The organism is Janibacter corallicola NBRC 107790, assembly GCF_001570965.1.
GTDB lineage: Bacteria > Actinomycetota > Actinomycetes > Actinomycetales > Dermatophilaceae > Janibacter > Janibacter corallicola.
Map to the genome: position 1 here is coordinate 93858 of NZ_BCSR01000003.1, position 24648 is coordinate 118505.

A 24648-nucleotide genomic window follows, 5' to 3' on the forward strand; every position below is an offset into this window, starting at 1 on the left:
AGCATGGCCGAACTGATCTACGACGACGACGCCGACCTGTCCGTCATCCAGGGACGCAAGGTGGCCATCATCGGCTACGGGTCCCAGGGGCACGCTCACGCGCTGAACCTTCGCGACAGCGGTGTGGACGTGCGCATCGGCCTGCGCGAGGGCAGCTCCTCCCGCGCCAAGGCCGAGGACGAGGGCCTGCGCGTCCTCACCGTGGGCGAGGCCTCCGCCGAGGCGGACGTCATCGTCGTCCTCGCCCCGGACCAGGTCCAGCGCACCGTCTACGCCGACGAGATCGCCGAGAACCTCAAGGACGGCGACGCGCTGGTCTTCGGGCACGGCTTCAACATCCGCTACGACTACATCCAGCCGCCCTCGAACGTCGACGTCGTCCTCGTCGCGCCGAAGGCCCCCGGCCACACGGTCCGTCGCGAGTTCGTCGCCGGCCGCGGCATCCCCGACATCATCGCCGTGGAGCAGGACGCCTCCGGCAAGGCGTGGGACCTGGCCAAGGCCTACGCGAAGGGGATCGGCGGCACCCGGGCGGGCGTGATCACCACGACCTTCACCGAGGAGACCGAGACCGACCTCTTCGGTGAGCAGTCCGTCCTCTGCGGCGGCGTCTCCCACCTCGTGCAGGCGGGCTTCGAGACCCTCACCGAGGCCGGGTACCAGCCGGAGATCGCCTACTTCGAGGTCCTCCACGAGCTGAAGCTCATCGTGGACCTGATGAACGAGGGCGGCATCGCCAAGCAGCGCTGGTCCTGCTCCGACACCGCGGAGTACGGCGACTACGTCTCCGGTCCGCGCATCATCGACGCCGGGGTCAAGGACCGGATGCAGGGCGTCCTGAAGGACATCCAGGACGGCACCTTCGCCAAGCGCTTCATCGACGACCAGAACAACGGCGCCGTCGAGTTCCAGCAGCTGCGCGAGAAGGAGGCCGGCCACCCGATCGAGGCCACCGGCAAGAAGCTGCGTTCGCACTTCGCCTGGCAGCAGCAGGACGACGACTACACCGAGGGCAGCGCCGCCCGCTGACCCGTCACGGACCCCCGCCGCAGCGACCCTGCGGGCGGACCCCGACAGGGGGCGCCCACCGACCTCACCGGTCGGGGCGCCCCCTGTCGTCGTCCGGGAGGGGTGCGGGTCACCCGGCGAGGTGTCCCCAGCGGGGCGCGAGCTCCTCCCACGGGCCGGTGGCCGCGACCCGACCGGCGTCCAGGACGACCACCCGGTCGGCCTGCTCGAGGGCGGCCCGCTTCGAGGTGGCGCCGATGACGGTCCGGCCGCGCTCGCGCAGCGCGTGCCAGAGCTCGATCTCGGTCGCGGCGTCGAGCGCGCTGGAGACGTCATCGGCCAGGAGCAGCTCCGCCTCCGTGGCCAGCGCCCGCGCGAGGGCGAGGCGCTGCACCTGGCCACCCGAGAGGCGCACCCCGCGGTGCCCGACGACGGCGTCCCGGCCGCCGGCCTCCGCGACGTCGGAGCTCATCCGCGCGTCCGAGACCGGCTCGGCGAAGGGGCGCTCGTGCCCCAGCCGGATGTTGTCCCCGAAGGTCCCGGAGAGGACCCGCGGCACCTGCGAGATGTGCGAGACCTGGCCGGGACGCAGGAAGACCTCCGGGTCGGTGACCTCGGTGCCGTTCCAGCGGATCCGACCACGGTGGTCGACGAGCCCTGCGAGCGCGGAGAGCAGGCTCGACTTGCCCGAGCCGACCCGGCCCACGAGCAGCACGAGCTCGCCGGCGCCGACCGTGAGGTCCACCCCGTCCGCGCCGATCGTGCCGTCATCGTGGATCGCGGTGAGGCCCTGCAGCTCCAGCCGCTCCAGGGACACCCGAGGCACGGGGGCGGGTAGGGGGGCGTGACCGTCGACGAGGTCGACCCCGGCCGGCAGCCGGGTGAGGTCCACGCCGCCGGCGAAGCGGGCGGTCTCGACCTGCCAGGCACGCGTGCCCGGCGCCTCGGTGACGACCATGCCCGCAACCCGACCGAACCAGTCGAAGCCGGAGACCGCTCCCGCCACCAGCAGGGTCACCGCCAGGCCCCAGCCGCCCGCGACGTGGATCGTCCACGCGGCGACGACACCGCACTGGACCATGACCATCGGCACGCCCTGGAGGAAGGCCTGGATGCGGTGCTCCGAGACCGCCGCGGAGACCCGGCCGGTGTCGACGAGACGCAGGTGACGACGCACCGAGGGCGTGGCCGCGGCCAGCTTCACGGTCCGCATCGACTCCAGCGCCGAGACCAAGGCCCGACCGAAGGCCGCCCGCGCCGTCGAGGCCTCGGCCGCCGAGCGCCCGGCCGCCGGCCGCCCGAGCACCGAGGCCAGCGCGGAGGTGGCCATGACCGCGAGCAGCACGGCACCCGCGATCCACGTGCCCGCGAGCACCGCGGTGACCGCCGCGACGAGCAGGCCGTTGACGAAGTCGACCCAGCGGTCGGCGTACCTGGCGTAGCGGTCGGCATCCATCGAACGGGCCACGACCTCGCCGGGCGGGGTCCGGGGGAGCCGGGTCTGCTCCGTCTGGCCCTGGAGCACTGCCATCCGGGTGCGCAGCATGACCTCGATCCACCAGCGCGGGTAGCGGGTGAAGGCCTCGGCGAGCAGCACCGGCATCGTGAGCAGGCAGGCCGTGAGCGCGAGGGTGAGCAGCACCGGGGTCTCACCGCGCTGGAGGGCCTCGACGAGACGCCCCCAGATCAGGCCGGTGACCGCGCCCTGGGCCCCGATGAGCGAGCCGACCAGGAAGAGCGATGCCCCGAGCAGCCCCCAGCCCGGCTTCAGCAGCAGGGCGTGCAGCGTGCCCCGGGCCAGCGACGGTCCGTCGCCGACCTCGGGACGCGTCGGCGGCTCGCCCTGGCGCCGCCCCCCGGCAGCAGCGGGCTCGGACCGCCCCGCCGCCACCGGCGCCGCCTCCGCCGCGGTCCGGCTGGCCGCGAGCAGGTCCTGGAAGGGCCCCTGCTGGCGGGAGAGCTCGGCATGCGTGCCGTGCTGGATCAGTCGCCCGTGGGCGAGGACGGCCACGTGGTCCGCGCGCTCGATCGTGCTCAGCCGGTGGGCGATGAGCACGCCCGTGCGGCCGCGCAGCAGCCGGTCGGCGGCGACGACGACGCGCCGCTCGGTGACCGGGTCCATCCGGGCGGTCGCCTCGTCCAGGACGATGACGCGCACGTCGCGCACGAGCAGCCGGGCGAAGGCGATCAGCTGCTCCTCACCGGAGGAGAGCGTCGTCCCACCGGGACCGAGCAGCGTGTCCAGCCCGTCGGGCAGCCCGGCGACCCAGTCGTCGAGGTCCAGCTCGGCGATGGCCGCCTCGACCTGCTCGCGCGGTACGGGCGCGAAGAGGGTGATGTTCTCGGCGAACGTGCCCGCGAGGATCTCGGTGCGCTGGGTGACGACGCCGACGGCCCGCCGCAGCTCCTGCAGGTCCAGGTCGAGCACGTCCACCCCGCCGAGGAGCACGCTGCCCGGCGGCGGCTCCACCGCCCGCGAGACGAAGGAGGCCAGCGTCGACTTGCCCGAGCCGGTCCGCCCGACGAGGGCGGTGGTCTCCCCGGCGGGGACGCGCAGGTCGATCCCCTGCAGCGCGAAGGTGCCCTCCTCGTAGGCGAAGTCCAGGTCCGCGAAGCGCAGCTCGAGGGCCCGCTCGTCGGGGACGGGGCGGCCCCCTTCGGGCTCCGGCTCCACGGCGAGCATCTGGCGCAGCCGCATGACCGCGCCGAGCCCCTCCTGCAGGTCGGGCAGGTTGTTGGCCATCTGCGAGACCTGCCCGACGAAGGTCGCGGTGACGAGGAAGAGCGTGACCAGCCCCGAGACGGGCACGGCGCCGGCGGCGGTCATCGCGACGCCGCCGACGACGATGGCCACGAGCAGGGCGTGCAGCAGGAGGCCCGCCCGCCGGGCGAGGGAGCGCTCGACCACGATGACCTCGAGGAAGCGCCGGTGCACCAAGGAGGAGAGCGCGGCCACCCGCCGGATCACGTGGGACTGCCCGAGGCTCGTGCGCAGGTCGTCCCGCCCGGCGATCCCCTCCTCGAGGGCGCTCGCGTGATCGGTCCAGGCCATCTCCTCGATGACCTTGCGCCGGGCGATCTCCCGCAGCAGCGGGGGCATCACCATCGCGGTGACCGCGGCGAGCAGCGGGAAGAGCAGCCACGCCGGCCACCACGTCACGCCCGCGACGACCCACATCGGGAGCACGCCGAAGCCGGCCCGGAAGAACATCCACAGCTGCATCCGCACGACCGTGCCCACCTCGTGGGTGTCGTCGTCGATGCGGTCGAGGATCTCGCCGACGGCCTGCTCGGAGAGGACCGCCACCGGCTGGTCCAGCGCCGCGTCCAGCAGGTCCTCGCGCAGCCGGCCCTCGGCCCGGTCGGAGAGGCCGACCCAGACGAACTTCCCGACGGTGTCGACGACCGCGCCACCGACGACGCACGCGGCGAGGATCCCGACGAGGCGGGCGGAGGGGTCCTCGGCGAGCCACCCCATGATCACCGTGCCCAGGGTCAGGGCCACGGCGGCGACGGCGGCGCAGGCGAGGGCAGCGGCGGCCGCGGGGCTGCGCAGGCGGCGCCAGTCGACGGTGCGGGCGGTGTCACGGCCGGACGGGTGGCGGGTCGGCGCCTCCGGGTCCGGACGGTGGGTGAGGGTGAGGGTCATCAGGTACCCGAGGCTATGCCCGACCCCCGACGGCCCGCCTCCCCATTTTTCCCGGGCGAAGGGGGCGCCCCGCCTCCTCGCCGACGAGGCATCCACGATCCGGACAGGCCGTTCCACAGCGTGGACGAGCAGGTCTACCGTGGTGGGGTCCGCGTGGGACCCACTGCGGCAGGCACGTATCCACCCCCTTCGCAGGAGTCATCATGAGCGACGAGGAGCTCGAGGTCCGCCGCGCCCTCCAGGAGAGCATGGACCGGCGTGAGCAGGGCCCGGCGCGGTAGCCCCGCCCAGCACCAGGCCAGCAGCGACGCCCCCGACCGCGACCGGTCGGGGGCGTCGTTCTCGTGGTGAGACGGTGTATCAGCAGACGGACGGGCGACATACGGTTGGGCCATGCCGCAGCTTCGATCCCGCACCAGCACCGACGGCCGCAACATGGCAGGGGCCAGGGCCCTCTGGCGCGCGACCGGCATGGGCGAAGGGGACTTCGGCAAGCCGATCGTGGCGATCGCCAACTCCTTCACCCAGTTCGTCCCGGGTCACGTCCACCTCAAGGACATGGGCCAGCTCGTCGCCGGCGCGATCGAGGACGCCGGGGGAGTGGGCAAGGAGTTCAACACCATCGCCGTCGACGACGGCATCGCCATGGGCCACCACGGGATGCTGTACTCGCTGCCCAGCCGCGAGGTCATCGCCGACGCCATCGAGTACATGGTCGAGGCGCACTGCGCCGACGCGCTCGTGTGCATCTCCAACTGCGACAAGATCACCCCGGGCATGCTGCTCGCCGCGCTGCGGCTGAACATCCCGACCGTCTTCGTCTCCGGCGGGCCGATGGAGGCCGGGAAGGCGGTCGTCGGCTCTGATGGAAGCGTCGGGACGTCCCGATTGGACCTCATCGACGCCATGACCAGCTCCGTGGACGACTCGGTCTCCGACGAGGACCTGCTGAGCATCGAGCAGTCCGCCTGCCCGACCTGCGGCTCCTGCTCGGGCATGTTCACCGCGAACTCGATGAACTGCCTCACCGAGGCCCTCGGCCTCTCGCTGCCGGGCAACGGCTCGACGCTGGCGACGGCCGCCGCCCGCAAGGACCTCTTCCTGCGCGCCGGGGAGCTCGTCGTCGACCTGTGCAAGGAGTACTACGACGGTGACGACGACTCGGTGCTGCCGCGCTCGATCGCGGGCCGCTCCGCCTTCGCCAACGCGATGCGCATGGACATCGCCATGGGCGGCTCGACGAACACGATCCTGCACCTCCTCGCCGCCGCCCAGGAGGCCGGCGTCGACTTCGACCAGAACGACATCGACGACCTCTCCCGCGAGACCCCGTGCCTGGTCAAGGTCGCCCCGAACAGCACGAACTTCTACATGGAGGACGTCCACCGGGCGGGCGGCATCCCCGCGATCCTCGGTGAGCTGCACCGCGGCGGCATGCTCGACACCTCCGTGCGAGCCGTGCACAGCCCCTCCCTCGACCTCTGGCTGAAGGAGTGGGACATCCGCAGCGGCTCGCCGAGCGAGGAGGCGAGCGAGCTCTTCCACGCCGCCCCGGGCGGGGTGCGCACGACGCAGGCCTTCTCCTCCAGCAACCGCTGGGCGAGCCTCGACACCGACTCCCGCGACGGGTGCATCCGCTCCGTCGAGCACGCCTACTCCACCGAGGGTGGGCTGGCCGTGCTGCACGGCAACCTCGCCGAGGACGGCTGCATCGTCAAGACCGCCGGTGTGCCCGAGCACCAGTGGACCTTCTCCGGGCCGGCCCGCGTCGCCGAGTCCCAGGAGGAGGCGGTCGAGATGATCCTCTCCAAGAAGGTCCAGGAGGGCGAGGTCGTCGTCGTCCGCTACGAGGGCCCGAAGGGCGGCCCCGGCATGCAGGAGATGCTCTACCCGACCGCCTACCTCAAGGGTGTGGGCCTGGGCCCGAAGTGCGCCCTCATCACCGACGGGCGCTTCTCCGGCGGCTCCTCCGGCCTCTCGATCGGCCACGTCTCCCCGGAGGCCGCGGCCGGTGGCACGATCGGCCTCGTCCGCGACGGCGACGTCATCGACTTCGACATCCCCGGCCGCCGGGTCAACCTCCTCGTCGACGAGGACGAGCTGGCCCGCCGGCGCGCCGAGCAGGACGCGAAGGGGTGGGCACCGGTCAGCCGTGACCGTCCCGTCTCCCAGGCGCTGAAGATCTTCGCGCGCTTCGCCCAGTCCGCCGACAAGGGCGCCGCCCGCAAGGTCCACTGAGAAGCCCCGGTCCCTTGGGTCCCACGTTCGGCGTGGGCGGTGCGAATGCCCGCTAGGGCATGAGCCTCGAAGGGCCGGCCCCTGAGGAGGGAACTACGAGGGGGCTCAGCGCTTGGGCGGGAGCGCCAGGAGGATGAGCCCGACGATGAGCGGGACGCCGATGCAGCAGAAGGCCCCGAGGAGGGTGCCCACGGCCTCGCCGCCGTTCTCCGGGGACTCGAAAGTGCCGGAGCCGAGCGAGGCGAGGATGCCGAGGAGGGCGAGCGCGCCCAGCACGAGGAGCAGTATGCCGACGACGATGCGCCACACGGGCCGCTTGGCTGGCTGGTGCATGGCGGGCTGGTGCTCGTGTGGGTCCACGGTGCTCCTCGGTGTTGGGAATCGAACGCGCCGACAGTACCCGGTCCTCGGACCCTCGCACTCTGGGACGTGGCGACCACATGCCGGGACACACTGCCCGCATGCCGGGACGCGGCCTAGTCTGAGCCCATGACCGAGCAGCAGGACAGCTTCGACATCGCCGTCATCGGGGGGGACGGGATCGGCCCGGAGGTGGTCGCCGAGGGCATCAAGGTGCTCCGGGCCACCGGGGTCGACGTCACCACAACCGAGTACGACCTCGGCGCCCGGCGCTGGAACCGCACCGGCGAGACCCTGCCGGACTCCGTCGTCGAGGAGATCCGCGGCCACGACGGCATCCTCCTCGGTGCGATCGGCGACCCGAGCGTGCCCTCCGGCGTCCTCGAGCGGGGCGTGCTGCTCCCCCTTCGCTTTGCCCTCGATCACTACGTCAACCTGCGCCCGGCCAAGCTCTTCCCCGGCGTGACGAGCCCGCTCGCCACCGAGGTGACCGACAAGGGGCTGGACTTCGTCGTCGTCCGTGAGGGCACCGAGGGCCCCTACGTCGGCAACGGCGGCGCCCTTCGCGTCGGGACCCCGAACGAGGTCGCGACCGAGGTCAGCGTCAACACCCGCTTCGGCATCGAGCGTGTCGTGCGGGACGCCTTCGCCCGCGCCCAGGCGCGCCCGCGCCAGCACCTCACCCTGGTCCACAAGCACAACGTGCTCACCCACGCCGGGCACCTGTGGCGGCGCACGGTCGAGGAGGTCGGCGCGGAGTTCCCCGACGTCGAGACCGCCTACCAGCACGTCGACGCCGCCACGATCTTCATGGCCACCGACCCGGGCCGCTTCGACGTCATCGTCACCGACAACCTCTTCGGCGACATCATCACCGATATCGCTGCCGCCATCGCCGGTGGCATCGGTCTGGCCGCGAGCGGCAACATCAACCCCAGCCGCGAGGCGCCGAGCATGTTCGAGCCGGTCCACGGCTCCGCCCCGGACATCGCCGGGCAGGGCAAGGCCGACCCGACCGCCGCGATCCTCTCCACGGCGATGCTGCTGGACCACCTGGGCCGCGCGGACGACGCCGCCCGGGTCGAGGCCGCTGTCTCCGCGGACCTCGCCGAACGCTCAGGGGAGCGGACCACGACCGAGATCGGGGACGCGGTGGCAGCGCGCCTGTGAGTGGCAACACAGCAGGGGTTACCCTGCGAGCACCACAGCACCTTGAGGAGACGTGTCACCGATGACCGCTGAGCTCACCTTCGCGACCACCCGCAGCGAAGCCCCGACACCGGACGCCGAGCGCGAGAAGATCCTCGCCGACCCCGGCTTCGGCAGCCATTTCACCGACCACATGGTCACCGCCACCTGGACGAAGGGGGAGGGCTGGCACGACGGCCGGGTCCGCCCCTACGGCCCCTTCAGCCTCGACCCCGCCGCGGCGGTCCTGCACTACGCGCAGGAGGTCTTCGAGGGGATGAAGGCCTACCGCCACGAGGACGGCTCGATCTGGACCTTCCGCCCCGAGCGCAATGCCGCCCGGATGGCCCACAGCTCCGAGCGCCTCGCCCTGCCCGTCCTCGGGGAGGAGGACTTCGTCGCGGCGCTCAGGGCACTCCTCCAGGTCGACAGCGCCTGGGTCCCCAGCGCCACCGGCGGCGCGGAGACCAGCCTCTACCTGCGCCCCTTCATGTTCGCCTCGGAGGCCTTCCTCGGGGTGCGCCCGGCGCACGAGGTGATCTTCTCGGTCATCGCGAGCCCTGCCGGCGCCTACTTCTCCGGCGGGTTGAAGCCGGTCAACCTCTGGGTCAGCCAGGACTACGCCCGCGCCGGCGACGGCGGCACCGGGCAGGCCAAGTGCGGCGGCAACTACGCCTCCTCCCTCGCCGGGCAGCTGGAGGGCATCGCGCAGGGCTGCGACCAGGCCGTCTTCCTCGACTCCTCGACGCACACCTACATCGAGGAGCTCGGCGGGATGAACCTCTTCTTCGTCACCAGGGACGGGCGCCTCCGCACCCCGGCCCTGACCGGCTCGATCCTCGAGGGCGTCACCCGTGCCTCCATCCTCGAGCTCGCTCCCGACCTCGGCCTGGAGCCCGAGGAGGCCCGGATCACCCTCGATGAGTGGAAGGACGGCGTCGCCTCCGGCGAGATCACCGAGATCTTCGCGTGCGGGACGGCCGCGGTCGTCACCCCCGTCGGCGAGCTGCGCTGGGACGGCGGTTCCGTGGCCTCCACCGCGGGCGAAGGGGGCGGGGAGCACACCCGTGCCATCCGCCAGGCCCTCCTGGACATCCAGTACGGCCGTGCCGAGGACACCCACGGCTGGCTCACCCGACTGGCCTGACGCGCCAGCAGCACCCGACACCACACGCCGGATGCGTCCCGACCTGATCGCCACCGACCTCGACGGGACGTTGTTGCGCTCCGACGGCACCGTCTCGACCCGCTCGGCGGATGCGCTTCGCGCCGCCTCCGATGCCGGTATCGAGACGGTGCTCGTCACCGCCCGCCCGCCGCGGTGGCTCGACGAGCTCGGGCACATCGTCGGCGACCACGGGATCGCGCTCTGCGGCAACGGCGCGTTCCGGTACGACGTCGCGGGCCGGCGGGTCTTCGGGGAGCGGACCATCGATCCGGTGGTCGTCGCCGAGATCGTGACCGACCTGCGCGAGCAGATCCCCGGGACCGGCTTCGCGGCGGAGCGCAGCACCGGTCTCGCGGCGGAGAACATGTTCGCCGCGATCCACGACCACCCCGAGGACCTGGTGACCACCTCGGACATCGAGCTGCTCCGGGACGCCCCCGCGGGCAAGCTGCTCGCCCGCAACCCGCACCTGACCGACGAGGAGTTCATCACCGCGGCCACGGAGGTCGTGGGGGAGCGCGGCATCGTCGCCTTCTCCGGGGCGGGTGGGCTCGCCGAGATCTCGGCGGTCGGGGTCACCAAGGCCGCGGCGCTCGCCGACTGGTGTGCCGAGCTGGGCATCGCGGCGAGCCGGGTGTGGGCCTTCGGGGACATGCCCAACGACCTGCCGATGCTCACCTGGGCGGGGCGCTCCTTCGCCGTGGCGAATGCCCACCCCGACGTCCTCGCCGCCGCCACCGACACCTGCCTGGCCAATGACGAGGACGGGGTGGCGGTTGTGCTGGAAGGCCTGCTCTGAGCCATGGGCCTTCGACTGCCCGGCCGCAAGTGGCGGTGGCGGCCACCGAGGCAGAGGCGGACGAGCTGCTCACCCGGCTGCTGTCCCGGTTCCCCGGACGGGGGAACCGGGTCGAGGAATCCGGCTTCCACACCAGCGATGGCCCCCGGGCCGGTGCGGTCGGCACGACGGGGAGCACGGTGCACCTGGTGATCACCCCCGACGAGGACGACGGCGAGCCCCTGGCCAGGGACGTCTTCGACACGGCGGGGGCCGCCACCCGGCGTGCCCGGGAGCTGCGCAGCGCAGGGGAGTCGGTGGTCATCGCCGAGATGACGATGGGCGCGCTCCCCGAACAGCGACGTCGGGGAGGGTGAGCCCACCGTCGTCCAGCATCCGGACGCCGAGTCCGGAGGCGGGTGCACAGTGGCAGGGTGAATGCCGTGATGCACCCGATGAAGCAGCGCGCCGCCACCGCGGCCCTCCTCATTATCTAGGCGCGACGAGCCACCCGCTCGTCGCGCAGACCTCCCACACCCGGGGGGTCTTTTGCTTTGTCGGGCAGGGGACGGCGGAGCATCGGGTCCGGAGCACCACCCCAGCGAAGGACCGGCGCGGCGAGCGGGAGTCACATCGACGAGGGGGCCGGCCGGCCCCCTTCGACCCGCCTGACGGAGACCACTGATGACCGGATTCCACGTCTACGACACGACCCTGCGCGACGGTGCCCAGCAGGAGGGCATCAACGTCTCGGTCGCGGACAAGCTGGCGATCTGCCGGCACCTGGACGAGCTGGGCGTCACCCACATCGAAGGGGGCTGGCCCGGAGCCAACCCGAACGACACCGAGTTCTTCGCCCGCGCGGGCACCGAGCTGGAGTTCACGAACGCGACGCTGGCCGCCTTCGGCGCCACCCGCAGGGCAGGATGCGCCGCCGCGGACGACCCTCAGGTGCAGGCGCTGGTGGACTCCGGCGCCTCCGTCATCACCCTCGTCGCCAAGGCCCACCCGGGGCACGTCGAGCGGGCGCTGCGGACCACCCGCGAGGAGAACCTCGCGATGATCGGCGACACCGTCGGCCACCTCGTCGCGCAGGGGCGCACGGTCATGGTCGACGCGGAGCACTTCTTCGACGGCTACCACCTGGATCGGGGCTACGCCCTCGCCTGCGTGAGCGCCGCACACGAGGCCGGCGCCGAGGTCATCGCCCTCTGCGACACCAACGGCGGGATGCTCCCGGACCAGGTCTTCGACGTCGTCACCGACGTCATCGACGTCACCGGAGCACGTCTGGGCATCCACTGCCACAACGACACCGGCTGCGCCGTGGCCAACTCGATGGCGGCCGTGCGCGCCGGCGCCGACCACGTGCAGGGCACCGTCAACGCCTACGGCGAGCGGACCGGCAATGCCGACCTGATCACCGTGCTGGCCAACCTCCAGCTCAAGCTCGGCCACGAGCTCGTCGAGCCGCACCGGCTGCAGGACGCGACCCGGATCGCCCACGCGGTGAGCGAGGTGACGAACTACCCGCCCTTCTCCCGGCAGCCGTACGTCGGTTCGGGAGCCTTCGCGCACAAGGCCGGGCTGCACGCGAGCGCGGTCAAGGTCGACCCGGACCTCTACCAGCACATCGACCCCAAGGCCGTCGGCAACGGCGTGCGCATGCTCGTCTCGGACATGGCGGGCCGGGCGACCGTGGAACTGAAGAGCCGCGAGTTCGGCATCGACCTCTCCGAGGATCCCGAGGGCACTGCGCGGGTCCTCGCACGGGTCAAGGAGCTGGAGCAGCAGGGTTACACCTTCGACGCCGCGGATGCCTCCTTCGAGCTGCTGCTGCGGCGGATGCTCGGTCGGGACGACCTCGAGTACGCGCAGATCGAGTCCTGGCGGGTCATGATCGACGCCCGTGGCGGCAACGACGCGCTCGCCGAGGCGACGGTGAAGGCCCACGCCGGCGGGCAGCGCGTCGTCGCCACGGGGGAGGGCAACGGACCGGTCAATGCGCTCGACCACGGTCTGCGCGAGGCGCTCTCGGTCGTCTACCCGGAGATCGAGCGCCTCGAGCTGATCGACTACAAGGTGCGCATCCTCGACGCCGCCCACGGCACCGACGCGATCACCAGGGTGCTCATCGAGACCAGCGACGGGAGCACGACGTGGACCACGGTCGGGGTCGCGGGCAACATCGTCGAGGCCTCGTGGGAGGCCCTCATGGACGGGATCACCTACGGGCTGCGGCGCTCCGGGGTGCCGGTGCGCTGACGACCCGGCCTCGCTCCGCAAGAGAAACGGCCGCGGGCTCAGCTCTTCGCGACGTGCCCGAAGCGGTGCCGGGTGGTGCTCACCGCCTGCTCCCGGAGGAAGGGGAGCAGCTCGCGCCGCCCCGTGGCCAGGACCTCGCCGGTGAGCACGTCGACCCCTGCGGTCACGAGGGCGTCGACCGCCTCGCCGGAGACCGAGCCGACCGCGCGCACCCGACCGTGACCGACCTCGTCGGGCGCGGCGGCGACGAAGTGCTCCTCCGACTCCGCCCGCACCTGCACGTGACCGAGGCTGCCCGGCAGCCCGAGCGAGGGGTCCGCCGAGACGATCATCCGGGTGCCGGTGAGGGTGGCTGCGGCGACGAGCCGCAGCAGCTGCACCGGTCGGGCGTCGGCCGCGGCGCGCACGAGCACGAGCGGGCAGCGGCGGTACCGGAAGACGTTGTCCTCCACGACCAGCGCGCTCGGGTCGTGCTCGATGCCCAGGTCGCTCGCCCACACCTGCGCGTCGCTGGCGACCGCGGCGGCGAGCCAGGCCCGCTCGTCCTCCTCGACCCGCTCGCCGAGCGAGGCCAGCTGGGCATCGACCGTGGTGCGCACGGCCGCGGAGGGGGTGACCCCCTCCGTCGGGAGACCCTCGGCGACCCAGGTGCCCAGCTGCGCGACGTAGTTGGGGCCGCCGGCCTTGGCGCCGGGCCCGATGGAGGAGCCCTTCCAGCCGCCGAAGGACTGGCGCTGCACGATCGCCCCGGTGATGTGCCGGTTGACGTAGGCGTTGCCGACCTCGACGGCCTCGCTCCAGCGCTCGATCTCGTCGGTGTCGAGGCTGTGCAGACCGCCGGTGAGCCCGAAGTCGGTCGCGTTCTGCAGCTCGATCGCCTCCTCGAGGCTGTCGGCGCGCATCAGCCCGAGCACCGGCCCGAAGACCTCGGTGAGGTGGAAGAAGGACCCGGGGGTGACGCCCTCCTTGACGCCGGGGCTCCACAGCCGGCCGGTCTCGTCGAGCTGCCGCGGCTCCACGAGCCAGGTCTCGCCGGGCTCGAGGGTGCTCAGGGCGCGCAGCAGCTTGCCGCTCGGCGCCTCGATGACCGGACCCATGCGGGTGCCCAGGTCGCTCGGCCACCCGACGACGATGGACTGCACCGCGTCGAGCAGCTGGCGGCGGAAGCGCGGGGAGTCCGCGATCGACCCGACGAGGATGCCGAGCGAGGCGGCGGAGCACTTCTGCCCGGCGTGGCCGAAGGCCGAGGAGACCAGGTCGGCGACGGCCAGGTCGATGTCCGCGGAGGGGGTGATGACCAGGGCGTTCTTGCCGGAGGTCTCGCCGAGCACCCGCGGGCCGTCCTCGCGCCCTTCGCGCCACCCGGCGAACATCCGGGCGGTCTCGCTGGCACCGGTGAGCACGACGGCGTCGACGTCCGGGTGGGCCACGAGGTGCCGGCCGACCTCGTCCTCCTCGGTGCGCACCACCTGCAGGACGTCGGTCGGGACCCCGGCGGCGTGCAGCGCGGCGACGGCCTCCTCGACGCAGACCGGGGTCTGCGGCGCGGGCTTGATGACCACGGCGCTGCCGGCGGCGAGCGAGGCGAGCACCCCGCCGATCGGGATGGCGACGGGGAAGTTCCACGGGGGCGTCACCAGCGTCAGGGCGAAGGGGGTGAACCGCGCCCCGTCGGCCATCGGCCCGTCCGCCAGCTCCTCGGCGCGGTCGGCGTAGTAGCGGGCGAAGTCGACGGCCTCGGAGACCTCGGGGTCGGACTCGGCGATCGTCTTGCCGCCCTCGGCGGCCATGGTCGCGACGATGCGCTCGCGGCGGGAGTCCAGCTCGCGGGCGGCGCCGCGCAGCAGCGCGGCCCGGTCGGCGGCGGGCCGGGCGGCCCAGGCCTCGTGCGCTGCGCGGCCGGTGGCGACCACCTGGTCCACCTCGGCGACGGAGCCCAGGTGCGGTGACGTCGGCTCCGGCCGGGACGCGGCGACGGCCCGGGCGGCCCACTCCCGCGACTCCGGCAGCGACGGGTCGCTGTCCGGGGTGTTCGCGAAGTGGTCGGCCAGGGCCGGCCGCTCGGCGCTGCGCCGCGGCCCGGTCGGCGTCTGCCCGATGGCGGCGATGCTCGTGCGGAAGCGGGACTCCTGGTCCGGCATCGCGGTCGGGTCCTCGGCGAAGAAGGCGTGCAGGTAGTTCTCGGGGGAGGCGTTCTCCTCGAGGCGGCGCACGAGGTAGGAGACCGCGGCGTCGAAGTTCTCCGGGGCCACGACCGGGGTGTAGAGGATGACGGTGCCGACGTCGTCGCGCACGGCCCGCGCCTGCGAGGGGGACATGCCCTGGAGCATCTCGACGTCCAGGACCGCCTCGACGCCCCGGTCGCGGGCGAGCAGGTGCCCGGCGGCCACGTCGTAGAGGTTGTGGCTGGCCAGGCCGAGGCGCACACCCGCGGCGACGGCGTCCTCGCGCAGCGCGCGCTCGACGCAGCGCAGGTAGTTCGCGTCGGTGCCGCCCTTCGTGGGGTAGGGGGCCTGCTCCCAGCCGTGCATGACGGCCTCGACCTGCTCCATCGCCAGGTTGGCGCCCTTGACGAGCCGGATCTTGATGCCGGCGCCCCCGGCGGCGGTGCGCTCGCGGGCGAAGGCGATGAGCCGCTCCATGGCCGGCAGCGCGTCCGGCAGGTAGGCCTGCAGCACGATGCCCGCCTCGAGGTCCTGGAACTCCGGCTCGGAGAGCATCGCGGTGAAGACCTCGATCGTCATTCCGAGGTCCTTGTACTCCTCCATGTCGAGGTTGACGAAGGCGTGCGGCGTGCTCGCCCGGGCCGCGCGGTAGAGCGGGCGCAGCCGCTCCAGGCAGCGCTCGACGGTGCCGGCCGAGTCCCACGTGCTGATCTGGCTGACGAGCGAGGAGACCTTGATCGAGACGTAGTCGACGTCGGAGCGCTCGAGCAGCTCCCGGGTGCGGCGGGTGCGGTCGGCCGCCTCGCCCTCGCCGAGCACCGCCTCACCGAGGAGGTTGATGTTCAGCCGGAAGCCGTCCTGCCGGGCGGCGTCCAGGTGCCGCCCCAGGTGCGGGTCGCGGGCGTCGACGAGCAGGTGTCCGACCATCTGCTTCATCCGGGCGCGGGCGGCGGGGACGACGACCTTGGGAGCGATGCGGGCGGCGAGGGCCCCGAGGCCGAGCAGGCCCCGGTCGAGCCCGCCGAGGAAGGACGCGGCCGAGCTCGCGGTGATCGTGCTCAGGGCGTTCGCCGCGGCGTGGTCGTCCTCCGGGCGCGCCACCCGGTCGACGAAGAAGACCGCGAGGTCCAGCCCCTCGGCGTCGGAGAGCAGCGCGGCCAGCTGGCCGGTGGTCTGGCTCTCCTTCTTCGTGGCGCCGGCGTGGGCGGCCGAGGCCCAGCGCTCGGCGAGGGCGACCGCCTCCTCGACGAAGGGGGCGTATGCCGCCGTGGCGGGGTCGAGAGCCGGGTCCTGGGTCTCGGGCGTCGAAGTCGTCATGAACTCGACGGTAGGACGCTGCGGTGCCCACCGCCACAGTCATCCGTCTGGCTGGTCAGCGGCTTCGACATACACTCGTCTGATGGTTGACGTGCAGGACCTCGTCGACGAGGCCTCCTCCCTGCTGGAGGCACCCGTGACCCTGGAGGACCGGGGTTTCCGGCTGCTCGCCTTCGGCGCCCACACGGGGGCGACCGACCCGGTCCGGGTCGAGACGGTGATGGGGCGCGGCTCGCCCGTGGAGACCCGGGCGTGGTTCGAGCGTTTCGGCATCGGGCGGGCGCGCGGGCCGGTGCACGTACCCGGCGACGCCGAGCGGGGCATCGCCGCCCGGCTGTGCCTGCCCGCCCGCTGGCGCGACGTCGTGCAGGGGTACCTGTGGGCCATCGAACCCCCGGACGGGCTGGCGCCCGAGCGGGTGCGGGCCGCCGAGGCCCTCGCCGCCCAGGCGGGGGAGGCGCTGGCGCGACTGGCCTCGCGGCGCCGGGAGAGCGAGCGGCTCGTCCTCGACCTCCTCGAGACCGGCGAAGGGAGGTCCGGCATCGCGCTCGAGGTGGCCGACGCGCTCGCCCTCGATCCAGCGACCCTCGTCGCGGTGGTCCTCCTCGGCACCCGGCCGGGCGTGCGGCTGCGGGCGCAGCAGGTCCACGGCCCCGGCGGACTGCCCCGTGGCGTGGGCGTGGCCGAGCAGGGCGGGGACGTCGTGCTCCTCGTCCCGGCACGGATGGGTCCCGACACCGTCGCGGCCGGGGCGATCGGCGCGCTGGACCGGCTCGGTGTCACGGGCGTCGTCGCCGCGGTCGGGGAGGAGGTGGCGCTGCCGGAGGCGGCGGAGTCCCATCGTCAGGCGCGGGCCGCCCTCCGCGTGGCCCGCCCGCAGGGGCCGGCCGGTCGGGACGGCCACGCGGACCTCGGTCCCGCCGAGGCCAGGGTGCACGACTGGGCCGACCTCGGTATCCGCCGCATCCTCGGCGGCCGTGGTCGCGACGAGGTGCTGGCCGCGACCCGCACCCCCGCGGTGGCGGCCCTCCTGGCGGGACCGGAGGAGCTGGTCGAGACCGCCTGGGTCCACCTCGAGGAGGCCGGCTCGGTCGGTGCCACGGCCCGGCGCCTGGGGCTGCACCGGCAGAGCGTCTACGCGCGGTTGCACCGGATCGAGGGCGTCACCGGGCTGGACCTCGCTCGCGGCAGGGACCGACTCGAGCTGCACCTCGGCCTGCTCGTGCACCGTGAGCCCGGGTGGGGAGGGCCTCAGGGAGGGGGCCGGGAGCCGCGGTTCGCGACCCGCTCGATGCCGTGGTAGACGAGTGTGAGGAGCCCGACCGCGATCGTCACGTGCAGCAGCAGGGCGAGAGCGAGCCCGCTGATGACCCCGGCGGCCCGGAAGCGGCCCCACCCCAGGCTGAGCACGAGCGGCGTGACCACCGCGCCCGCGGCACCGCTGAGCAGCGTCGACCACCACGGACCCTCGCCGACCCACGGCACGCCGCCGACGAGCGGCACCGGGACCCCGAGCAGGTCGAGGGTCGCGAGCACGCCGAGCACCGCGATGAGCCCGAGGCTGCCGATCGCCGTGAGGCGCCAGCGCCACTTCGTCGCCGGGGACCAGTCCGTCTGCCGGCCGCTGACCATCACCGCGAGGGTGACGCCGGTCCACAGCAGCCAGCGGCGCACGACCGGGGTGCCCGAGTCGGCCATCGCGTCGCGGAAGACCCGGTTGGCCATGTCCCAGGTGATCTCGTGGCCCTCGGTGCTGACGTAGGACGCCGGTTGGCCCGGGTCGCCGACGAGCCCGTCGTGCAGGATCGCCGCGGGCAGGTAGGTCCCCGTGCGCGGCAGCAGCCAGCCGAAGACCTGGGGGATCGAGGCGAAGTCGGTCGCGAAGGTGTCCGGGTCGTCCGGCACGAGCAGGTCACCGAGCTCCCGGTCGCGGTAGCCGATCCGCCGCAGCAGCCGGAACTCGTTCGTCGGGTCGGTGAAGTCCCGCTGCAGCAGGATCTGCGGTGGCGCGTCCGGGTCGGGGTCGCCGCCGAACGGGCCACCGTCGTGGAAGCGCCCGGCGTCGGGGTTCAGCGGTTCGGCCACGACCCCACCATGTCAGCGGCCACCGACGACGTGGGGCAGGCCCGCCGCGACCCTCAGGTCCTCGATCACGGCGAGCAGCCGGCGGCGCAGCGCGTTGGAGGCGACCATGAGCTCCCGCTGTCGGGTCACGTACTCCGCCTTGCCGGTCGCGGTCTCGATCGCGACGGGAGCGATGCCCAGGTCGGAGAGGTCGTAGGGGGAGGCGGCCATGTCCAGCTCCCTGACCCGCAGCGCGTGCCGGAAGGCCGCGAGCGTCAGCTCCGAGGGCACCGCCGGCGCGAGCTTGAAGGCCCACTTGTAGACATCCATCCCCGCGTGCAGGCACGCGGGTTGCTCGTGCTCGAGCTGGGTCTCCCGCGTCGGGCGCAGCGTGTTGCGCGGGGCCGCGGCCTCGGTGAAGAAGCGGTAGGCGTCGAAGTGGCTGCACCGGATGCGGTGTCCTTCCACGACCTCGTCGGTGCCCGCCTGCCCGAGGCGCAGCGGCAGCTGCTCGTGCCGCTGCTCGCCCGGCGCGAGCCGGTGGACCATCGCCCACTCGTGCAGGCCGAAGCAGTCGTGCGTGCCCGGGCGGGAGAGGGTCGCCTCCAGCAGGTCACGGACGAAGGTGACGGCACGCCCCCTTCGCTCGAGGAAGGCGGCCGAGTCGAGGACGGCGCTGCCGTCGGCGGCGAGGACGTAGCCGCTGCGGTCCCCGTACGGTTCCGCGGCATCGGCCAGACGCACGCCCGGACCCGGGTGCCAGCGGCGCAGCTTCGCCGGCGGGTGGTTGTAGTACTCGAAGAGGAAGTCCTCGACCGGGTGGCGCTCGCCCCGCCGGCGCCGCTCCAGCCGTCCCGCGGTCAGGCCGTCCACCGCGGCTGCGTGCTCACGCGCCAGCTCCTGCCACTGCTCCCTGCCCAGGAGCGTCTCGGTCGGGGAGTCCACGGGGACCAACCGTAGACGCACACTAGGGTGATCTCGTGCGCATCGCGAGATACACGACAGGGGACGAGCCGGTCTACGGGCTCGTCGACGGCGAGGGCAAGAAGATCGCGGAGGTGACCGGCGACCCGCTCTACCAGCGGATCGAGCTGACCGGCACCACGACGACGGTCGAGGAGGTGCGGCTGCTCGCACCGGTCATCCCGCGCAGCAAGATCATCGGCATCGGCCGCAACTACGCCGACCACGCCGCCGAGATGGGCAACGACGTGCCCGAGGAACCGATGATGTTCCTCGTGCCGAACACCGCCGTCGTCGGCCCGGGGGACCCGGTCGTGATCCCGCCGCTGACCTCCGAGGTGCACTACGAGGGTGAGCTGGCCGTGATCATCGGGCGGATGTGCAAGGACATCGAGCCCGACGAGGCCAAGAAGGTCATCTTCGGCTACACGATCGCCAACGACGTCTCCGCGCGCGACCTGCAGCGCGGGGACGGGCAGTGGGCGCGGGCGAAGGGGATGGACACCTTCTGCCCGCTCGGCCCGTGGATCGAGACCGACCTGGACCCGCAGGACGTGGCCATCACGACCCGCCGGGACGGCGAGGTCGTCCAGGACGGGCACTCCTCGGACATGGTCCACGGCGTCGCGGCCCTCATCAGCCACGCCTCCAAGGCCTTCACCCTGCTGCCCGGCGACATCATCCTCACCGGGACCCCGGCGGGTGTCGGTCCGGTCGAGGCCGGCCAGCGCGTCGAGATCGAGATCGACCAGATCGGGACCCTGGCCAACCCATTCGTCGCCGCCGAGTGACGCGGGACTGACGTGGACCTCGCCCGCTCGATCCCGCTCTTCGTCCTCGCGGCGCTGCTCGAGATCGGGGGCGCGTGGCTGGTCTGGCAGGGGCTGCGTGAGCACCGCGGGTGGCTCTGGGTCGGCGCGGGCGTCATCGCGCTCGGCCTCTACGGCGTGGTCGCCACACTGCAGCCGGACGCCAACTTCGGGCGCATCCTCGCCGCCTACGGCGGCGTCTTCGTCGCGGGTTCGCTGGCGTGGGGGATGGTGGTGGACGGCTTCCGCCCCGACCGATGGGACGTCACCGGCGCGCTGGTCTGCCTCGTCGGCGTCGCGGTGATCATGTACGCGCCCCGAGCGTGAGTGGGCCCGCGGAGCGGCGACGATACGATCGGGCCATCATGAGCGACTCCTCTGCTGCCCCCGAGCCCACCGCCCCCCGCCTGCGCGTCGCGCCGTCACCGACCGGTGACCCGCACGTCGGGACGGCCTACATGGCCGTCTTCAACCTGGCATTCGCCCGGAAGCACGGCGGCCAGTTCGTGCTGCGCATCGAGGACACCGACCGGGCGCGCTTCAACGCCACGAGCGAGCAGCAGCTCTACGACACCCTCGGCTGGCTCGGCCTGACCTGGGACGAGGGCCCCGACGTGGGTGGGCCGTGCGCGCCGTACCGGCAGAGCGAGCGGCTGGACACCTACCGGCCCTACGTCGAGGCGCTCATCGAGAGCGGCCACGCGTACTACTGCTGGTGCTCCTCGGAGCGACTGGCGCAGATGCGCGAGAAGCAGCAGAAGCTCAAGCTCCCGACCGGCTACGACCGGCTCTGCCACGGCAAGACGAAGGAGGAGCGGGCCCAGCTCGAGGGCTTCAACGAGGACCCCGTCGTGCGGATGTACGTCCCCGACGACGCGCCGACCCACTTCGAGGACGTCATCCGTGGGACCGTCTCCGCGCCGCGGCCGGACGACCAGGTCATCCTCAAGGCGGACGGCTTCCCGACGTACCACCTGGCCGTCGTCGTCGACGACCACGAGATGGGCATCACCCACGTCGTGCGCGGCGAGGAGTGGATCTCCTCGACGCCCAAGCACGTGCTGCTCTACGAGTGGCTGGGCTTCGAGCCGCCGAAGTTCGCGCACATGCCGTTGCTGCGCAACGAGAACAAGTCCAAGATCTCCAAGCGCAAGAACCCCTGGGCGCGCCTGACGTGGTTCGAGGAGGCCGGCTACCTGCCGGAGGCGGTCGTGAACTTCCTCGGCCTGCTGGCCTACCCGCCGGCGAAGGGGGAGGGCGGCGCCGACGTCGAGAAGTTCAGCTTCGAGGCCTTCAGCGAGGACTTCGACTGGGCCAAGGTCAACAAGGTCGGGCCGATCTTCGACCTGAAGAAGCTGGACTGGCTCAACGGGCAGTACATCCGCGACCTCGAGCTGGACGACCTCGCCGCCCGGCTGCTGCCCTTCCTGCAGCAGGACGGGGTGCTCGGTGAGGAGCCCGGCCGGGAGGACCTCGCGAAGCTCGAGGCCATCGGTGAGCAGATCCGGCCGCGGATGCAGCTGCTGACCGAGGCCACCGACCTCGTGAAGCCCTTCTTCGTCGCCGACGCCGATCTCGAGATCGCCGATGACGCCCGGGCGGCCCTGAAGGACAACGCCCCCGAGGTCATCGACGCGGCCCTGACCGCGCTCGCGGACGTCACGTGGGAGGCCGCCGAGATCGAGGCGGCGCTGCGCGGCGCGATCGTCGACGGGATGGGCATCAAGCCCCGGCTGGCCTTCGGGCCGCTGCGCACCGCGGTGTCCGGGCGCAAGGTCAGCCCGCCGCTCTTCGAGTCCATGGAGATCCTCGGGCGGGAGAGCACGCTGGCGCGGCTGCGCTCCCTTCGCTCGTCGCTGGGGTGACCCGAATTTTGATGGGACGCCGGACGGCGGGTAGTATCTCCATTCGGTTCACGGCCCGCGCGCTTCGGCGCAAGGGGCAGTGGTACCCCCTTGGGGTATGGTGTAATTGGCAACACGGCTGATTCTGGTTCAGTTGTTCTAGGTTCGAGTCCTGGTACCCCAGCGCTGGGAGCGACGTCGTCGCTCGATTTCGGAAGACCCCGCCCGAACGGGTAAGGTTCTCTCCGTTGCCCGCCCGGTCACGGGTCGGGAAGCAGCAGATGGCCCCGTTGTGTAGCGGCCTAGCACGCCGCCCTCTCAAGGCGGTAGCGCGGGTTCGAATCCCGTCGGGGCTACAGCGATCAAGGCCCCCGCTCATCCGAGCGGGGGCCTTTGTCGTGTCCGGCTTCTCCCAGGTCCGCTTCCGGTCAGGAACTGTGGCGCGCTGCCGATGTCCTTCGTCGTCGTGTGGTCACGTCGTCGTTCGCGACATCGGCTTGATGCTGCGCCACGCCTCTTGTCCGTCCGCGTCGAAGGGGTCCGGGAGGGCGTGCGTCACTCGGTGTCGCGGTCGGCTGCCTCGGCGGCCTTCGCGTGCTTCTCCAGGACCTCGGTCAGCTTGTTGGCGCCGGCCATGACGGTGGCGGCGTGCAGCCGCCCGGGCTGGCGGGAGAGGCGCTCGATCGGCCCCGAGATCGAGACCGCGGCGATGACCCGACCGGAGGGGGAGCGCACCGGCGCCGAGACCGAGGCCACGCCCGCCTCGCGCTCGCCGACGCTCTGGGACCAGCCACGACGACGGACCCCGGAGAGCATCGTGGCGGTGAAGGCCGCACCCTGCAGGCCGCGGTGCAGCCGGTCCGGCTCCTCCCACGCGAGCAGCACCTGCGCGGCCGAGCCGGCGAGCATGGAGAGCGTCGCGCCGACCGGGATCGAGTCGCGCAGTCCCACCGGACGCTCGGCGGCCGAGACGCAGACCCGGTTCTCGCCCTGGCGACGGAAGAGCTGGGCCGACTCGTTGGTGTGGTCCCGCAGCGCGCCGAGGACCGGACCGGCGGCGACGAGGAGCTTGTCCTCGCCGGCGGAGGCGGCCAGCTCGCCGAGTCGGGGGCCGAGGATGAAGCGCCCCTGCATGTCCCGGGCGACGATGCGGTGGTGCTCGAGGGCGACCGCCAGTCGGTGGGCCGTCGGCCGCGCCAGACCCGTGGTGGCGACGAGCTGCGCCAGGGTCGAGGGGCCGGACTCCAGGGCGCCGAGCACGACGGAGGCCTTGTCGAGAACGCCAACTCCACTACCGTTGTCCATGTAGTGATACTGACATCTCATGTCGTGAGACGCAAGTTCGTCGGCGGCGCGGAGGTGCCACCGTCGAGACACACGCAGGAGCCCGTCCGCGGGCGCGATCGCTGGATGGAGAAGGACATGGCTGGAACGCTGGCCGAGAAGGTGTGGGACGCGCACGTCGTGCGCCGAGCGGAAGGGGAGCCCGACCTCCTCTACATCGACCTGCACCTCATCCACGAGGTCACCAGCCCCCAGGCCTTCGAGGGGCTGCGACTGGCCGGGCGCGGCGTGCGCCGGCCGGACCAGACGCTGGCCACCGAGGACCACAACGTCCCGACGACTCCCGGGCCGATCACCGACCCGGTGAGCCGCACCCAGGTCGAGACGCTGCGGGACAACTGCGCCGAGTTCGGCGTGCAGCTCTACCCGATGGGTGACGCCGAGCAGGGCATCGTGCACGTCGTCGGCCCGCAGCTCGGGCTGACCCAGCCGGGCACCACCGTCGTCTGCGGCGACAGCCACACGAGCACCCACGGAGCCTTCGGGGCACTCGCCTTCGGCATCGGCACGAGCGAGGTCGAGCACGTGCTCGCCACCCAGACGCTCTCGTTGAACCCCTTCAGGACGATGGCGATCAACGTCCACGGCGAGCTCCAGCCGGGCGTGACCGCCAAGGACATCATCCTCGCGGTCATCGCGAAGATCGGCACCGGCGGTGGCCAGGGATACGTCCTGGAGTACCGCGGCGAGGCCATCGAGTCGCTCTCGATGGAGGCGCGGATGACGGTGTGCAACATGTCGATCGAGGCCGGCGCCCGCGCCGGCATGATCGCTCCCGACCAGGTCACCTACGACTACCTGCAGGGGCGGGACCGTGCCCCGAAGGGGGAGGAGTGGGACGCGGCGGTCGCGGCCTGGTCGCAGTTGCGCAGCGACGACGACGCGGTCTTCGACGCAGAGGTCGACATCGACGCCTCGACGCTCACCCCCTTCGTCACGTGGGGCACGAACCCCGGGCAGGGCTCACCGCTCGGCGAGGCGGTGCCCGACCCGCAGGCGATGGCCGACGAGAACGAGCGCGCCACTGCCGCAAAGGCGCTGGAGTACATGGGCCTGACGGCCGGTACTCCGCTGCGGGAGATCGCGGTCGACACCGTCTTCCTCGGCTCGTGCACCAACGGGCGCATCGAGGACCTGCGCGCGGCGGCCGGGGTCGTGCGTGGCCGCCGGGTCGCCGACGGCGTGCGCATGCTCGTCGTGCCGGGATCGGCCCGGGTGCGCCTGCAGGCCGAGGAGGAGGGCCTGGACCAGGTCTTCCTCGAGGCGGGGGCCGAGTGGCGCCTCGCCGGCTGCTCGATGTGCCTGGGCATGAACCCCGACATCCTCTCGCCGGGCGAGCGTTCCGCCTCGACGAGCAACCGCAACTTCGAGGGGCGCCAGGGCAAGGGCGGGCGCACCCACCTGGTCAGCCCACTCGTCGCGGCGGCCACCGCCGTGCGAGGCACGCTGTCCAGCCCCGCCGACCTGGACGTCCTGCAGGAGGCCTGA

General features: G+C 72.5%; 18 protein-coding genes and 2 tRNA genes. 14 read left to right on the top strand and 6 right to left on the bottom strand.

Features of this window, described 5'->3' with window-relative positions:
- Positions 1–3: 3 nt before the first annotated feature.
- Positions 4–1029 (top strand): ketol-acid reductoisomerase, encoded by a 1026-nt coding sequence (gene ilvC, locus JCO01S_RS02475; RefSeq protein WP_068250155.1) that lies wholly within the window; start codon positions 4–6, stop codon positions 1027–1029.
- A gap of 109 nt (positions 1030–1138) precedes the next feature.
- Here the strand turns inward: ilvC and JCO01S_RS02480 are convergent, their stop codons facing one another.
- Positions 1139–4657, bottom strand: a complete 3519-nt coding sequence (locus tag JCO01S_RS02480) for an ATP-binding cassette domain-containing protein (RefSeq protein WP_068250157.1) — start codon at positions 4655–4657, stop codon at positions 1139–1141.
- Between the two features lie 393 nt (positions 4658–5050).
- On the opposite strand from JCO01S_RS02480, the gene ilvD reads away from it, so the two are divergent.
- Positions 5051–6895, top strand: a complete 1845-nt coding sequence (ilvD, locus tag JCO01S_RS02485; RefSeq protein WP_068250159.1) for a dihydroxy-acid dehydratase — start codon at positions 5051–5053, stop codon at positions 6893–6895.
- A 105-nt stretch (positions 6896–7000) separates the two neighbouring features.
- Here ilvD and JCO01S_RS02490 read toward each other — a convergent pair whose 3' ends face one another.
- Positions 7001–7228, bottom strand: coding sequence for a hypothetical protein (locus tag JCO01S_RS02490; RefSeq protein WP_157074440.1), 228 nt, complete (start codon positions 7226–7228; stop codon positions 7001–7003).
- A gap of 156 nt (positions 7229–7384) precedes the next feature.
- Between JCO01S_RS02490 and JCO01S_RS02495 the strand changes: the two genes are divergently transcribed.
- From JCO01S_RS02495 to cimA, 5 genes are all read left to right on the top strand, one after another.
- Positions 7385–8425, top strand: a complete 1041-nt coding sequence (locus JCO01S_RS02495) for a 3-isopropylmalate dehydrogenase (RefSeq protein WP_068250164.1) — start codon at positions 7385–7387, stop codon at positions 8423–8425.
- A gap of 61 nt (positions 8426–8486) precedes the next feature.
- Entirely contained in the window at positions 8487–9590 is a 1104-nt protein-coding gene (locus JCO01S_RS02500; protein WP_068250166.1) for a branched-chain amino acid aminotransferase, read from the top strand.
- Positions 9591–9621: 31 nt separating this feature from the next.
- Positions 9622–10410, top strand: coding sequence for an HAD family hydrolase (locus JCO01S_RS02505; RefSeq protein ID WP_068250168.1), 789 nt, complete (start codon positions 9622–9624; stop codon positions 10408–10410).
- A 35-nt stretch (positions 10411–10445) separates the two neighbouring features.
- Positions 10446–10766, top strand: coding sequence for a hypothetical protein (locus JCO01S_RS02510; protein ID WP_157074441.1), 321 nt, complete (start codon positions 10446–10448; stop codon positions 10764–10766).
- Between the two features lie 307 nt (positions 10767–11073).
- On the top strand, positions 11074–12654 hold the full coding sequence (gene cimA / locus JCO01S_RS02515; RefSeq protein WP_068250184.1) for a citramalate synthase: 1581 nt from the start codon (positions 11074–11076) through the stop codon (positions 12652–12654).
- A 38-nt stretch (positions 12655–12692) separates the two neighbouring features.
- On the opposite strand, the gene JCO01S_RS02520 is transcribed toward cimA, so the two are convergent.
- Positions 12693–16136 (bottom strand): bifunctional proline dehydrogenase/L-glutamate gamma-semialdehyde dehydrogenase, encoded by a 3444-nt coding sequence (locus JCO01S_RS02520; RefSeq protein WP_068250193.1) that lies wholly within the window; start codon positions 16134–16136, stop codon positions 12693–12695.
- An 82-nt stretch (positions 16137–16218) separates the two neighbouring features.
- Between JCO01S_RS02520 and JCO01S_RS02525 the strand changes: the two genes are divergently transcribed.
- Positions 16219–17439 carry a PucR family transcriptional regulator gene (locus JCO01S_RS02525; protein ID WP_157074442.1) on the top strand — a complete coding sequence of 407 codons (1221 nt, stop codon included), beginning with the start codon at positions 16219–16221 and terminating at the stop codon, positions 17437–17439.
- On the opposite strand, the gene JCO01S_RS02530 is transcribed toward JCO01S_RS02525, so the two are convergent.
- Entirely contained in the window at positions 17388–18221 is an 834-nt protein-coding gene (locus JCO01S_RS02530; protein ID WP_068250202.1) for a DUF1353 domain-containing protein, read from the bottom strand. The two genes, JCO01S_RS02525 and JCO01S_RS02530, sit on opposite strands and share 52 nt — an antisense overlap.
- A 12-nt stretch (positions 18222–18233) precedes the next feature.
- Positions 18234–19145 carry a 3-methyladenine DNA glycosylase gene (locus JCO01S_RS02535; RefSeq protein ID WP_068250205.1) on the bottom strand — a complete coding sequence of 304 codons (912 nt, stop codon included), beginning with the start codon at positions 19143–19145 and terminating at the stop codon, positions 18234–18236.
- Between the two features lie 35 nt (positions 19146–19180).
- Here JCO01S_RS02535 and JCO01S_RS02540 point away from each other — a divergent pair, with 35 nt between their 5' ends.
- From JCO01S_RS02540 to JCO01S_RS02560, 5 genes are all read left to right on the top strand, one after another.
- Positions 19181–19954, top strand: a complete 774-nt coding sequence (locus JCO01S_RS02540) for a fumarylacetoacetate hydrolase family protein (protein WP_068250207.1) — start codon at positions 19181–19183, stop codon at positions 19952–19954.
- Positions 19955–19966: 12 nt separating this feature from the next.
- Positions 19967–20299 carry a YnfA family protein gene (locus JCO01S_RS02545; protein ID WP_068250209.1) on the top strand — a complete coding sequence of 111 codons (333 nt, stop codon included), beginning with the start codon at positions 19967–19969 and terminating at the stop codon, positions 20297–20299.
- Between the two features lie 38 nt (positions 20300–20337).
- Positions 20338–21837, top strand: coding sequence for a glutamate--tRNA ligase (gene gltX, locus JCO01S_RS02550; RefSeq protein WP_068250212.1), 1500 nt, complete (start codon positions 20338–20340; stop codon positions 21835–21837).
- A 91-nt stretch (positions 21838–21928) separates the two neighbouring features.
- Positions 21929–22000 (top strand) — tRNA-Gln (locus JCO01S_RS02555).
- Positions 22001–22099: 99 nt separating this feature from the next.
- Positions 22100–22172: transfer RNA gene (locus JCO01S_RS02560), tRNA-Glu, on the top strand.
- Positions 22173–22371: 199 nt separating this feature from the next.
- Here JCO01S_RS02560 and JCO01S_RS02565 read toward each other — a convergent pair.
- A complete protein-coding gene (locus JCO01S_RS02565) occupies positions 22372–23121 on the bottom strand; it encodes an IclR family transcriptional regulator (RefSeq protein ID WP_068250215.1) in 750 nt (249 codons plus the stop codon).
- A 117-nt stretch (positions 23122–23238) separates the two neighbouring features.
- Here JCO01S_RS02565 and leuC point away from each other — a divergent pair, with 117 nt between their 5' ends.
- Positions 23239–24648: a 3-isopropylmalate dehydratase large subunit gene (leuC, locus tag JCO01S_RS02570; RefSeq protein ID WP_157074443.1), complete on the top strand. Its 1410-nt coding sequence runs from the start codon at positions 23239–23241 to the stop codon at positions 24646–24648.

Bases quoted from the DNA above. Each gene is read 5' to 3' on its own strand.
- ilvC (WP_068250155.1), top strand. From the start codon at position 4: ATGGCCGAACTGATCTACGACGACGACGCCGACCTGTCCGTCATCCAG.
- JCO01S_RS02480 (WP_068250157.1), bottom strand. From the start codon at position 4,657: ATGACCCTCACCCTCACCCACCGTCCGGACCCGGAGGCGCCGACCCGC.
- ilvD (WP_068250159.1), top strand. From the start codon at position 5,051: ATGCCGCAGCTTCGATCCCGCACCAGCACCGACGGCCGCAACATGGCA.
- JCO01S_RS02490 (WP_157074440.1), bottom strand. From the start codon at position 7,228: ATGCACCAGCCAGCCAAGCGGCCCGTGTGGCGCATCGTCGTCGGCATA.
- JCO01S_RS02495 (WP_068250164.1), top strand. From the start codon at position 7,385: ATGACCGAGCAGCAGGACAGCTTCGACATCGCCGTCATCGGGGGGGAC.
- JCO01S_RS02500 (WP_068250166.1), top strand. From the start codon at position 8,487: ATGACCGCTGAGCTCACCTTCGCGACCACCCGCAGCGAAGCCCCGACA.
- JCO01S_RS02505 (WP_068250168.1), top strand. From the start codon at position 9,622: ATGCGTCCCGACCTGATCGCCACCGACCTCGACGGGACGTTGTTGCGC.
- cimA (WP_068250184.1), top strand. From the start codon at position 11,074: ATGACCGGATTCCACGTCTACGACACGACCCTGCGCGACGGTGCCCAG.
- JCO01S_RS02520 (WP_068250193.1), bottom strand. From the start codon at position 16,136: ATGACGACTTCGACGCCCGAGACCCAGGACCCGGCTCTCGACCCCGCC.
- JCO01S_RS02525 (WP_157074442.1), top strand. From the start codon at position 16,219: ATGGTTGACGTGCAGGACCTCGTCGACGAGGCCTCCTCCCTGCTGGAG.
- gltX (WP_068250212.1), top strand. From the start codon at position 20,338: ATGAGCGACTCCTCTGCTGCCCCCGAGCCCACCGCCCCCCGCCTGCGC.
- JCO01S_RS02565 (WP_068250215.1), bottom strand. From the start codon at position 23,121: ATGGACAACGGTAGTGGAGTTGGCGTTCTCGACAAGGCCTCCGTCGTG.
- leuC (WP_157074443.1), top strand. From the start codon at position 23,239: ATGGCTGGAACGCTGGCCGAGAAGGTGTGGGACGCGCACGTCGTGCGC.